The organism is Roseibium litorale, assembly GCF_014842915.1.
GTDB classification, from domain to species: Bacteria; Pseudomonadota; Alphaproteobacteria; order Rhizobiales; family Stappiaceae; genus Roseibium; species Roseibium litorale.
In genome coordinates this window covers 89967-102242 of record NZ_JACYXI010000007.1, presented here as the reverse complement: position 1 = coordinate 102242, position 12276 = coordinate 89967, and the positions used below count along the sequence as shown (strand labels likewise).

At 60.0% G+C, this 12276-nt stretch carries 13 protein-coding genes; 4 read left to right on the top strand and 9 right to left on the bottom strand.

Annotated features, from left to right (window positions below; translation table 11 throughout):
* Positions 1-15 precede the first annotated feature (15 nt).
* Positions 16-849 carry a DUF2189 domain-containing protein gene (locus IG616_RS12170; RefSeq protein ID WP_192148442.1) on the bottom strand — a complete coding sequence of 278 codons (834 nt, stop codon included), beginning with the start codon at positions 847-849 and terminating at the stop codon, positions 16-18.
* 168 nt (positions 850-1017) lie between these two features.
* Here IG616_RS12170 and IG616_RS12165 point away from each other — a divergent pair, with 168 nt between their 5' ends.
* Genes IG616_RS12165 through IG616_RS12155 form a run of 3 tightly spaced genes read left to right on the top strand, consistent with a single transcriptional unit; the run spans position 1018 to position 3261 of the window.
* Positions 1018-1449, top strand: coding sequence for a DUF805 domain-containing protein (locus tag IG616_RS12165; RefSeq protein WP_192148441.1), 432 nt, complete (start codon positions 1018-1020; stop codon positions 1447-1449).
* A 30-nt stretch (positions 1450-1479) separates the two neighbouring features.
* Positions 1480-2655: a succinyl-diaminopimelate desuccinylase gene (gene dapE, locus IG616_RS12160; RefSeq protein ID WP_192148440.1), complete on the top strand. Its 1176-nt coding sequence runs from the start codon at positions 1480-1482 to the stop codon at positions 2653-2655.
* Between the two features lie 9 nt (positions 2656-2664).
* Positions 2665-3261, top strand: a complete 597-nt coding sequence (locus IG616_RS12155) for a hypothetical protein (RefSeq protein WP_209007475.1) — start codon at positions 2665-2667, stop codon at positions 3259-3261.
* A gap of 94 nt (positions 3262-3355) precedes the next feature.
* On the opposite strand, the gene dapD is transcribed toward IG616_RS12155, so the two are convergent.
* Entirely contained in the window at positions 3356-4204 is an 849-nt protein-coding gene (gene dapD / locus IG616_RS12150; RefSeq protein WP_192148439.1) for a 2,3,4,5-tetrahydropyridine-2,6-dicarboxylate N-succinyltransferase, read from the bottom strand.
* 196 nt (positions 4205-4400) lie between these two features.
* On the opposite strand from dapD, the gene IG616_RS12145 reads away from it, so the two are divergent.
* Positions 4401-5306 carry a DMT family transporter gene (locus IG616_RS12145; RefSeq protein ID WP_192148438.1) on the top strand — a complete coding sequence of 302 codons (906 nt, stop codon included), beginning with the start codon at positions 4401-4403 and terminating at the stop codon, positions 5304-5306.
* Here the strand turns inward: IG616_RS12145 and IG616_RS12140 are convergent.
* The 7 genes from IG616_RS12140 to yidC form a co-directional block, all read right to left on the bottom strand.
* Entirely contained in the window at positions 5290-6168 is an 879-nt protein-coding gene (locus tag IG616_RS12140) for a LysR substrate-binding domain-containing protein (RefSeq protein WP_192148437.1), read from the bottom strand. The genes IG616_RS12145 and IG616_RS12140 overlap by 17 nt on opposite strands.
* 72 nt (positions 6169-6240) lie before the next feature.
* The gene (locus IG616_RS12135) at positions 6241-7143 is read right to left on the bottom strand and encodes a DUF817 domain-containing protein (RefSeq protein ID WP_192148436.1); all 903 of its coding nucleotides are present in this window, start codon (positions 7141-7143) and stop codon (positions 6241-6243) included.
* Positions 7144-7170: 27 nt separating this feature from the next.
* Positions 7171-7929, bottom strand: coding sequence for a pyrimidine 5'-nucleotidase (locus tag IG616_RS12130; RefSeq protein WP_192148435.1), 759 nt, complete (start codon positions 7927-7929; stop codon positions 7171-7173).
* Positions 7926-8813, bottom strand: coding sequence for an acetylglutamate kinase (argB, locus tag IG616_RS12125; protein WP_192148434.1), 888 nt, complete (start codon positions 8811-8813; stop codon positions 7926-7928). Before argB ends, IG616_RS12130 begins: the two co-directional genes overlap by 4 nt.
* Positions 8814-8902: 89 nt before the next feature.
* Positions 8903-9550 carry a ribosome biogenesis GTP-binding protein YihA/YsxC gene (gene yihA, locus IG616_RS12120; RefSeq protein WP_192148433.1) on the bottom strand — a complete coding sequence of 216 codons (648 nt, stop codon included), beginning with the start codon at positions 9548-9550 and terminating at the stop codon, positions 8903-8905.
* A 64-nt stretch (positions 9551-9614) separates the two neighbouring features.
* Positions 9615-10265: a CatB-related O-acetyltransferase gene (locus tag IG616_RS12115; protein WP_192148432.1), complete on the bottom strand. Its 651-nt coding sequence runs from the start codon at positions 10263-10265 to the stop codon at positions 9615-9617.
* Between the two features lie 200 nt (positions 10266-10465).
* Positions 10466-12274, bottom strand: a complete 1809-nt coding sequence (gene yidC / locus IG616_RS12110; protein ID WP_281393058.1) for a membrane protein insertase YidC — start codon at positions 12272-12274, stop codon at positions 10466-10468.
* Between the last annotated feature and the right edge of the window lie 2 nt (positions 12275-12276).

The window sequence follows — 12276 nt, the reverse complement described above, 5'->3', positions numbered from 1 at the left end:
CAGCAAAGACCGTTGTCAGACGGGGCTGCCGGTTGCGGCAGCTGCTTCCGGCTCGACGCATTTGCGGTAGAGATGCCATGTTGTATGGCCAAGCACCGGCAGAGTGACGATCAAACCGAGAAATGCCGGTGCCATGGAGAGCATCAGCGTCACAGTTACGATGCCTGCCCAACCGATCATGGGCACGGGTGAAACGGCAACCGCTTTCACACTGGTGATCATGGCGGTGATGAAGTCCCGGTCTTCCTCCAGCAGCAGCGGAAACGAGATCACGGTCAGGGAAAACAGAACGACCGACAGGATGGCTCCCACCACATGGCCGACAGCCAGGAACATGAGCCCCTCAGGTGTGCTCACGATTTCTGAAATGAAGTCTTGGAAAGAGGTGAAGGATTGGAAACCGAGGAAGACCGCGAGCAGAAGCCGCACCTGATACATCCACATGATCTGCACGAAGAGAACCACGAAAGCCATCCACGACAGTTCACGGCTTTTCTGCGCCCACATGGTGCCAAGGATCGCATGCCAGCTGAGTGGGGCACCAATCTCCTGCCGCCTGCTGACTTCATAGAGGCCGACAGCGGCAAAGGGCCCGATCAAGGCAAAGCCCGCCGCGAGAGGGTAGCTGAGATAGCTCATGCCGAGCGCTGACGCACTTAGGACGATAAACAGGCCGCCGGCTGCGAAAAAAGCGCCGATCCCCAGCCCATAGATGGGGGCCTTGCGGAAATCCCGGAGACCTGAGGCCAAGGCGTCCAGCACGTCGGATGTGGTGATGGGCCGCACAACGGGCATGGGACGGTATTGAGAGTCTGCGCCATCTGCGGGCAGTTGTGAGTTTTCTGTCATGACTTCCTCCCTTGCGCCCCTCCCAGGACTCTTTCACAATGCCGTTCCCAGTGCAGATTGCCAATGGGAAGAAAGCAGTAAAACGCGATGCGGCACCGGGCGCACTTGATCCGCGGCAGAGTTCCAACTAACTGCTAGACAGCAAATACAAAACCGACCGGGTTTCTGATGTCGTTCCAAAACGTACCTGCCAACTTGACGCCCGGCCTCGGGTGGCTATTCGCTAGCCCTATCGGGCGCCTCTCCCGCGAACCCTATTGGCTTGGCATGATTTTCAGCTGGCTCATCATTGGCGTCGCGATCAGCATGTGGTTGAACTCGCTTGATGCCAGCCATCCGCTGGAGCAGATCGATATTTCCACGTTTGTTCAATCCAACCCGCTGTTCCCGGTTCTCTTTATCGTTCTGCAGTGGATCGAACTGGCCCTGGTGATGAAGCGGTGCCAGGACGCGGGATTTCCGGGTTTTGCCGCCATGCTGGTTCTCGTACCCTTCGTGAATGTGCTTTTCGTTGCGGTGATGGGTTTTGTGCCCAGTCAGCAAAGCGCGAACCGCTATGGCCCAATGCCGAACAGCTATTATCGCAAACCGGCCGCCTGAGCCGCAGCCGTCCGTCTATCCGAGGTTTCCATGTCTACAGAGCTTCCGCACGCTGCTGTCATTGCCCGCGACCTGATCCGTTGTCCGTCCGTCACGCCATCCGAGGGCGGCGCACTGGCATTTCTGGAGCAGCTTTTCGGCAAGGCGGGGTTCACGGTTGATCGCGTGACCTTCCAGGACAAGGACACGCCGGATGTCGAAAACCTCTTTGCCACAATAGGCTCGGGGAAGCCGCATTTTGTCTTCGCGGGCCATACCGATGTGGTTCCAGCGGGCAACGCAGACGACTGGCGGCACGGCCCTTTTGAGGGCGAGGTCGCTGATGGCGTTCTCTATGGCCGGGGCGCGGTGGACATGAAAGGGGGCATTGCCTCTTTCGCCGCTGCAGCGCTCGCGTTCATTGAAGAAAAAGGTGCGGACTTCGGCGGCGCGATCTCATTCCTGATCACCGGAGATGAAGAGGGGCCGGCGGTCAACGGCACGGTAAAGCTGCTCGAGTGGGCTCAGAAGCAGGGTCATGTTTTCGACGCTTGCATCGTCGGTGAGCCGACCAATCCGAATGCCCTGGGCGATGCCATCAAGGTCGGGCGCCGCGGGTCTCTGTCGGGCATCGTCACCGTGAATGGTGTTCAGGGACACGCCGCCTATCCGCATCTCGCGGACAACCCTATACCTGGTCTGCTCCGTCTGATGTCTGCGCTTGATGCGGTCGAGTTTGACCGCGGCAACGAGCGGTTCGAGCCATCCAATCTGGAAATCGTCACCTTTGACGTCGCCAACCCGGCGTTCAACGTCATCCCGGCCCGCGCTCAGGCCCGGTTCAACATCCGTTTCAACGATGAATGGACATTGGACAGTCTGAAAGCGAAGATCTCAGCCACGCTGGAAGAGGCCGCGGACGAAGGGCTGAACTGGGCCCTTGAGTTCCGCCCGGATTGCAGCGAATCCTTCCTCACCAGGGACGACACGCTGATCGGCGCGCTCAGCGATGCAGTGGAGGCGAGCACGGGCCGCCGTCCGGAACTTTCCACTGGCGGGGGCACCTCCGATGCCCGGTTCATCAAGAACTACTGCCCGGTGGTGGAATTCGGTCTTGTCGGCCAGACCATGCACAAGGTCGATGAATGCACCAAGGTGGTGGATCTCGACGATCTGGCGAAGATCTACCGGGTTTTCCTCGACGCCTATTTCGCCGCAAAGGCGTAGGGGGGCGATATGCTGCCATCCGGTCAAGAGTTGCGGCTGTCTCTCAAAGGCGCCTGGCTGCTGCTGTTCAACAGGCCGGAGGGCATGTCTTATTTCGACCTGTCTCTCCCCGGCTTCTGGAGATCTTTTGGCGTGGTGGTTTTCCTGCTGCCCGCCTTTTTCATCACCTCGATTGCTGAGTGGCAGCTCATTCTTGCCGAGACAGGTCTTGCCGCAGAAGATCTGCCAGCCGAAGCCTATTGGCTGGCGCAGTCGCTCAATTTCGGCATCGACTGGGTGACATTCCCGTTCCTGTTCGCCTTGCTTGCGGGGCATCTCGGTTATTCCCGGACCTTTGTTCCGTTCATCATCGCAAGGAACTGGGCGAGCCTGATCTCGACGGCTCCCTATGCCCTGGCCGCCCTGTTATATGTAACAGGCGCCATTCCGGCCGGGATCATGGTTCTGTTTTCGCTGGCAGGCCTGATGGTTGTGGCCTGGTATCATTTCCGCGTTGCCAGGATTGCGCTCGGCGCAACCGTCAGCGCGGCCACCGGAATTGTAATTCTGGACTTCGTGCTCTCGCTGCTGATCAGTGAGCTTTCAGGCCGTCTGCTGGGCTTTTAAGGACCCGGAGAGTTTTTTCCGCCAGCGCTGATGAAGAAAAAGCCCACCACGATGTTTCGTGGCGGGCTTTTCCGATCTGACGGATTGGTTTGGATCAGTCGCGCAGCAGCTCGTTTATGCCGGTCTTGGAGCGTGTCTGGGCATCGACGCGCTTGACGATGACAGCGCAATAGAGGCTCGGGCCCGGTTCGCCGTTCGGCAGAGGCTTGCCCGGAAGAGTGCCTGCAACCACCACGGAGTAGGGCGGAACTTCGCCATACATGATCTCGCCGGTTGCCCGGTCAACGATCTTCGTGGACTTGCCGATGAAGACGCCCATGCCGAGAACGGCGCCTTCGCGCACGATGCAGCCTTCCACGACTTCCGAGCGGGCACCGATGAAGCAGTTGTCTTCAATGATGGTCGGGCCAGCCTGAAGCGGCTCCAGAACGCCGCCGATGCCGACGCCGCCGGACAGATGCACATTCGCGCCGATCTGCGCACAGGATCCGACAGTTGCCCAGGTGTCGACCATGGTGTTTTCGCCGACATAGGCACCAAGATTGACGAAGGACGGCATCAGCACGGCGCCCTTGGAGATGAAGGCGGAGCGCCGGACAACGGCGTTCGGAACAGCGCGGAAGCCTGCTGCACGGAACTGGTTTTCGCCCCAGCCTTCGAACTTGGACGGCACCTTGTCCCACCATGTAGAAGCACCCGGACCGCCCTTCACCACCTCCATGTCGTTCAGGCGGAACGACAGCAGAACTGCTTTCTTGGCCCATTGATTGACGACCCAGTCACCGTCTTTCTTTTCCGCAACGCGCAGGGTGCCCTCATCCATGAGGGTCAGCGCTTTTTCAACGGCATCACGAACGTCGCCCTGGGTATTGATGTCGATGTTTGCGCGGTCGTCAAAGGCGGCGTCGATGGTCGAGGCCAGTTGAGCGAGGTCTGTGGTCATGGACGGGAAAGTCTCCTGCGAGGCTTGTTGGCATGAATGTGGACCGGACCTAAGCGTCCGCGCGCTTCGCTGTCAAGCCAACCTTCAGTGGCAACGTCAAGCATCGTTGAGTTTATGTCCCGCCTGCTGCCCGCTCCCCCGTGGTATCGGGCAAGGAACGCTTGAGATATCCGCGTGAGGCAGAGTGGAGGCCTTGATGGAACTTTGGATCCCGATCACGCTTTTTGCGGCCTTCTGCCAGAATCTCCGCTCTGCGATGCAGAACAAGATGAAGGGCGCCTTCGGCACGACCGCGGCAACCTTTGTCCGGTTCAGCTATGGTTTTCCCTTTGCGGTGATCTATGTGGCTGTGCTGCATTTCGGTTTTGGCCTGGCTTTTCCCGGCTTGAGCTTGGCTGCGGCTCTGAATGGCGCGGTTGGTGGTCTGGCCCAGATTGCAGCGACCTTCCTGCTGGTTCACCTCTTTTCCTACCGGAACTTCGCGGTTGGAACGGCCTATTCCAAGACAGAGCCTGTGCAGGCGGCCCTGTTCGGTTTCCTCATTCTGGGGGAGCACTTGAGTGTCGTTGCAGGTCTATCGATTCTGGTGGGTGTGATCGGCGTGATTGTGATCTCGGTCGCGCGTACGCCTTTGACTGCTAAGGCCGTGGGGGCAGCCCTGATCGGCAGGCCTGCTCTGATAGGTCTGGCATCCGCTGCCTTGTTTGGAGGATCTGCCGCTTTCTACCGGGCGGCAACCCTGTCGCTTGATGGCGGAGCGGTTGCCATGCGGGCCGGTTTTGCCCTTGCCTGCGTCACCCTGTTCCAGACCCTCGTCATGGCGCTCTGGATGGGGCTGAGGACGCCTGATCAGCTTTTGGCCTGTGTCCGGCACTGGCGTGTTGCGGTCTGGATTGGTCTTGCAGGTATCGCCGGGTCCGTCGGCTGGTTCACCGCCATGACCTTGCAGCAGGTGGCCTATGTCCGTGCGCTTGCCCAAATTGAGCTGGTCTTCACCTTCGCAGCCTCCTGGCTCTATTTCCGCGAACATGTCTCCCGCACGGAGGTTGCTGGCTGTGTTCTGATCATCGGTGCCGTCCTAAGCCTCATTCTATGGGGCTAGCGGCGGTCTCCTGCAGCCAGTCACGGAAGGCGGCGACGGGCCGGGAAATGGGCCGGTTGGGCGAGCGGACAAACCAGTAGCCGGTTTCCAGCTCCAGCACCGGCCAGTCCGGCATGACCAGATGGCCCGCACCGATTTCCTTTTCGACAAAGCGCCGGTCAATCACCAAGGCGCCCATTCCGGCAACTGCCGCCTGAATGGCAAGGTCGCGGCTTTCCAGAACGGTGCCGGAAGCCGCATCCGCATGGGTGAGGCCGGTCTTCTGCAGCCAGAGCGGCCAGTCGCCACGGCGGCTGGCACTATGCAGCAAGCGCAGACGTGACAGGGCGGGCTGGACATCGCCTCCGCTGTCCGGCAGCAGCTTGGGGGCAAGGGCGACGGCAAGATGCTCCTGCCACAGCAAAGACCGGTCAACACCCGTCCAGTTGCCTTTGCCGAGCCGGATGGCGCAGTCGTAGTTCTCCCGCTCCAGATCAATCACGCGGGTTGAGGCGGACAAAAGGATCTCGACATCCGGCTGGCGGGCCTGAAATTCAGGCAGGCGCGGGATCAGCCAGCGGGTGGCGAAGGTGGACACTGTGCTGATGCGCAGCTCTGTGCGGCCTCTGCGGCGGAAACTGTCCACCGCATCATCGATCCGCTCGAAGGCATCGCCAATCCCGATGGCAAGCCGTTGTCCTTCTTCGGTCAGGGTCAGACCTCGGCCATCGCGCAGGACAAGCGTGGTGCCCAGCTCGCTCTCCAGCTTGCGCATCAGATGGGAGAGGGCGGATGGAGAGACGCCAAGCTCTTCGGCTGCCTGAGCCGCGCGGCCATGGCGGGCCAGCAGGGAAAAGGCATGAAGGGCACGCAGGGAAGCCATGAGGATCTCTTGAAACAGTTGAGTTTCAATCAATAGATCCAAGCTTGGCGCCCGTCCAGAGCGGGCGGCGGCTCACGCTTTGTTCTTCTGCCGTTTGGCCTCGTTTTCCGGTGGGCTGACCAGGGTGACCAGCACGAAGGAAATGATCATCAGCAGAACCCAGGCATTGAGTTTTGCGAGCGACACCAGTTGCCAGCCATGCTCCTGGCCGGGATAGCGCCAGGCATTTGCGAAGGTGCCGATGTTCTCCGCCAGCCAGATGAACAGCCCGACCAGGAAGAAACCCAGAACCAGGGGCATCCGGTGCCGGTAGCGGTAGACCGAATAATGAACCCAGGTCCGGCCATAGAGCAGGAACAGCAGCGCGAACAGTCCGATCCGGAGATCGATGATGAAGTGATGGGAGAAGAAATTCACATAGATGGCTGCTGCGAAGAGCCAGGTGCTCCAGAGCGGTGGATATCGTGTGTAACCGAAATCGAAGATGCGGCTGACGCGGGCAAGATAACTGCCGACTGCGGCATACATGAAGCCTGTGAAGAGCGGGACACCGCCAATACGGAAGAAGCTGTCTTCCGGGTAAACCCAGGACCCGGCGTGTGTCTTGAAGACCTCCATCGCGGTGCCGACGATGTGGAAGATGATAATCACCTTCGCCTCGTCCAGTGTCTCGAACTTCGCCGCCAGCAGCCAGATCTGGATGCCGACGGCTGAGAGGAACAGGAAGTCGTAACGGGTGAGGAAGGCGTCGGCGGGATACAGGAACCGGGTGCCAAGAATCAACGCGAGAAGCAGGCCGCCGTAGATGCAGGCATAGGCCTGTTTGACGCCGAAGGCCAGGAACTCAGCGACAGCCCGGGCAAGAAGACCCTTGCCGAGCATGCGGTAGACGCGCGGAAGGCTGGCATGCAACAGGCGCTCGGTCCGGGAAGCCGCATGGGCAGGGCGGCCCAGCCGTTGAATGATCGGATTCATCTTGATCATCCCGCGGCAGCGCCTCCGTTAATGGGCGTCGAGATTGCGGAGTGCTCCACCAACCGCCTTCAGGAAACCGGCCAGATCCTCGGTCACGAAGTCCACATGCTTGGTGCCGTCGGCCTCCAGGTCCCACTCTTCGCGGAAGACGTCACGTGTGCCGGGCGGCACGATCAGGACGGTTTGCATGCCGAGCTTGTGCGGTGCATCCAGGTTTTTCGGAAGATCCTCGAACATGGCGGCCCGGACCGGGGAGATACCGGTGCGTTGAACGAATAGCTCATAGGTTGCAAGGTTCGGCTTGGGCAGAAGATCGGCCGCGACGATGTCGAAGATATCCTCGAATTCTCCAGTGATGCCGAGCGCTTCAGCTGTGCGTTCCGCGTGGGGGCGGTCACCGTTGGTGAAGATGAACTTCTTGCCCGGCAAGGCTGCAATGGCCTCACGCAGTTCCGGATTCGGCTTCAATGCCGAATAGTCGATGTCATGGGCGTGGCGGAGAAACTCGTCCGGGTCGATCTTGTGTTCGACCATCAGCCCGCGCAGCGTGGTGCCATACTCATGATAGTAGGCTTTCTGGCGGATCTGGGCTTCGTCATGCCCAATGCCGAGCAGACGTGCCACATAGGACGCGATCTGGTCATTGATCTGCGTGAAAAGATCCGCGTCTGCCGGATAGAGGGTGTTGTCGAGGTCGAAGACCCAGGCTTCGACCCCATGAAAGACACGCAGGTCCCGGCGGTGAGCGTGCTGACCTTCTGCCGGAAGAGTTTTCTTGCCTGTCACGGTCTGATCAACGTCCCCGCGCCACCGTCGGTGAACAGTTCGAGAAGCACCGCGTGAGGCACCTTGCCGTTCAGGATGACGACGCCCTCGACACCTTGCTCCAGAGCCTCGAAGCAGGTTTCCACCTTCGGGATCATGCCGCCGGAGATGGTGCCGTCGTTGATCAGCTCCTTGGCGCGGGCAACGGTCAGCTGCTTGATCAGCTTGCCATCCTTGTCCAGAACACCCGGAACGTCCGTGAGGAACAGAAGACGCTTTGCATTGAGCGATCCGGCAATGGCGCCAGCGAAGGTGTCGGCATTGACGTTGTAGGTCTCGCCGTCAACACCTGGGGCAACCGGTGCTATGACCGGAATCAGGTCTTCCTTGAGCACCAGCTTCAGAACGGTTGGGTTGACCGTTGCAGGTTCGCCGACGAAGCCGAGATCGATGACCTTCTCGATGTTGGAATCCGGATCAATGGACGTGCGGCGCAGCTTCTCAGCTGTCACCATGTTGCCGTCCTTGCCGCACAGGCCGACCGCACGGCCGCCTTCGGCGTTGATCGTCTGGACGATTTCCTTGTTGATCGATCCGGCCAAAACCATCTCGACAATCTCAACGGTGGCCTTGTCGGTCACGCGCAGGCCGCCCTGGAACTCGCTCACGATGCCGAGACGGGTCAGCATGCTGCCAATCTGCGGGCCGCCACCATGAACCACCACCGGCTGGACACCGGACTGGCGCAGCAGGGTGATGTCCCGCGCGAAAGCCTTACCCAGTTCCGGATCGCCCATTGCATGACCGCCGTATTTCACCACCACGGTCCGGTTGTCGTAGCGCTGCATGTAGGGCAGGGCCTGGGCAATGATGTGGGCGCGGTTGAGTTCTTCAGTCGTGGTCATGGGGCAGGTGAACTCGCTGTGACTGGAGTAAACAGAGTTTCGCTTGATAGCCGGTTTTGAAGCGGCACTCAATCGGCGGCTGCGTATCGTCAGTTGGTGACGAGCTGATGAATTTCAGCTTTCAGCTCGGCCATGCCGTGTCCCTTTTCGGAGGACGTGGCGAGAATCTCGGGATAGGCAGCCGGGCGTTTGATCAGCTTTGCGGCGGTTTCATCCATCAGCTTGACCAGAGCAGGCGGCTTGATCTTGTCGGACTTGGTGAGCACCACCTGATAGATCACAGCGGCCTTGTCCAGAAGCGCCATGGCTTCCAGATCATTGGCCTTCAGACCATGGCGGCTGTCGATCAGCAGGAAGACACGGCGCAGTGTCGGGCGGCCGCGCAGGTAGGAGAAGACGAGCTTTGTCCACGAGTCGACCAGTTCCTTGGGCGCCTGCGCATAGCCGTAGCCGGGCATGTCGACGATGGTCAGGGGCGTGTCGTCGGCCGCAAAGAAATTCAGCATCTGGGTCCGGCCAGGGGTGCTGGATGTGCGCGCCAGATCCTTGCGCCCGGTCAGGGCGTTGATCAGGCTGGACTTGCCCACGTTGGACCGTCCCGCGAAGGCGATTTCGGTGTTGCCGATCGCAGGCAGGTTGGCCATGTCCGCTACGCTTGTGCGGAAGGTCCAGGGCTTTGCGAACAGCAGCCGTCCGGCTTCCAGCTGTTCCGCGGAGAATTTTGCATCGTCGCTCATGGGAGGACTTCTAGCGGGCAAAAACGCTCCCGTCGAGTAGCAGCAGGTACCGGACGGCCTGGTTTCATGGCTCTCTGGCAGCGATTTCCTCAAGAGCGTCGATGCCGCCGCCGCGAAGAGCCGGCAGAGCACGGGTTATCTTGTCCGCTGGCCAGTCCCACCAGGCAAGCTCCAGAAGCCGTTTAACCTCATCCGGAGCGAACCTTGACCGGATCTGCTTGGCAGGATTGCCTCCAACAACCGCATAATCGGGCACATCCGTGGCGACAACGGACTTTGCCCCGATGATCGCCCCATGGCCGATCCGGATGCCTGGCAGGATGGTCGCGCCATTGCCGATCCAAACGTCGTTGCCGACGATAGTGTCGCCACGAATTGCCTTGGAGAAACTCGCGGGGTCGAAGCCTTTTTCCCAGCCGTTCTGGAAGATGCTGAAGGGGTAGGTGCTCACCCCGTCCATCGCGTGATTGGCGCCGTTCATGATGAACTGCACCCCGGAGGCGATGGCGCAGAACTTTCCGATGATGAGCCTGTCACCAATGAAGTCGAAATGATAGCGGACACATTTTTCCTGAAATCTGTCCGCCTCTTCGAAGTCATGGAAATAGCTGTAATCTCCAGCCTCGATATTGGGTCCGGTGATCACGTTTTTGATGAAGACGGTGTGCGCCGCGCCTGGAAACGGGTAGCGCGCATTCGGGTCCGGGCCGTGCATGGGGCCTCCTAAGATCAGATGTTGCAAGGGGGAGGGGCAGCGCCGTTGCGCTGACGACCCGTAGCGGGTGGTGTCACCTTGCTGAACGGGGCTGAGCTTAGTGGATCATTGGCCTGCGGTTCCTGTGCCGGGGAATGCAAAAAGGGCTCCGTCATCGGGAGCCCTTTTCTTTTAGCAGCGTTTGCCTTGCGCTTCAGCCGTTATTTGCCGGCTTCGGCGGGCTTTCGCTTGAATGTGGCTTTCAGGTTGTCCAGCAGCTCCACCTTCACGCCCTGGCGGCGCATGATGATGTACTGCTGGGTCACCGAGAGGGTGTTGTTCCAGGCCCAGTAGATCACGAGACCTGCCGGGAACGACGCCAGCATGAAGGTGAAGATCACGGGCATCCAGGTGAAGATCATCTGCTGGGTCGGATCCGGCGGAGCCGGGTTCATCTTCATCTGCACGAACATGGTCACACCCATGATCAGCGGCCAGACGCCGAGCATCAGCATCTGCGGCGGATCCCAGGGGATCAGGCCGAAGAGGTTGAAGATCGTCGTGGGATCCGGGGCACTAAGGTCGTGGATCCAGCCGAAGAACGGTGCGTGCCGCATTTCGATGGTGACGAACAGAACCTTGTAGAGCGAGAAGAAGACCGGGATCTGGACCACGACCGGCAGACAGCCTGCCAGCGGATTGATCTTTTCCTTCTTGTAGAGCTCCATCAGGGCCTGCTGCTGCTTGGCCCGGTCATCCGCATAGCGCTCGCGGATTTCCGTCATCTGCGGCTGCACAAGCTTCATCTTGCTCATGGAGACGTAGGACTTGTTGGCCAGCGGGAAGAAGATGGCCTTCACGAGGACGGTCACCAGCAGGATGGCGATGCCGAAGTTGCCGACCAGGTGATACAGGTGATCAATGGTCCAGAACATCGGCTTGGTCAGGAAGTAGAACCAGCCCCAGTCAATAAGCAGGTTGAACTTCTGGACGCCGATGGTTTCTTCGTAATGGTCGAGAACGGCCTTCTGCTTCGCGCCGGCAAAGAGATAGGACGAAGCCTTGCCGGAACCGTTGGCGGGCACTTCAACCGCGTCACCAAGATAATCGGCCTGGAAGTTCTTCGAGGCATCCGAATAGGAGAAGCTTGGCTGGAAGCTGGTTCCTGGAGCCGGGATCAGCGTGGTGGCCCAGTACTTGTCGGTGATGCCGAGCCAGCCCTGATCAACCCGTGCCGGGCGGATCTGCTTTTCCTTTTCCAAATCCTTGTACTTCACTTCCTGCAGGCCAGCTTCACCGAAGACGCCGAGCAGACCTTCATGCAGAATATAGAAGCTCTTGTGATCCGGCATGCCGGTGCGGGCGATCAGGCCGTAGGGATAGAGCGTGACCGGGGTCCCGGTGCTGTTGTCGACAGACTGCTCGACCGTGAACATGTAGTCCTTGTCGATCGAGATGGTCCGCTTGAAGGTCAGGCCTTCACCGTTGTCGAAACTCAGAACGACAGGGGTCTCCGGGGTCAGCTTGTCGTTGCCATCCACCGTCCAGACCGTGTTGCCATCCGGAAGAGCCACCTTGGCGCCCGGATCCGCAACCCAGCCGTAGTCGGCATAGTAGGGATGGGGGCTGCCTTTGGGCGACAGCAGCTCGACGAGCGGGCTGTCCTTCTCCACGGTCTCCCTGTAATCCTTGAGGCGCAGGTCGTCGATGCGGCCGCCGGTCAGGTTGAGAGAGCCGACAACACGCGGTGTGTCGATGGTGATGCGCGGGCTTGCGGCAATGGCCTGGTCGCGGGTCAGCGTCACAGCTGCGGCTACTGCTGCCGGCGCGGAAGTATTGCCGGGAGCTGCCGGTGTGCCCGCAGGCGACGGCACTGTCGCATCGGCTGTCTGCTGAGCTGTTTGCTGCTGGGCCTGCAATTCGGCCTGCTGGCGTTCGAGCTGTGGCTTGGCAACGAAATATTGCCAGCCTAGCAGAACTGCCAGGGACAGGACGATCGCCAGGATCATATTGCGATTTTCCGAGAACAACT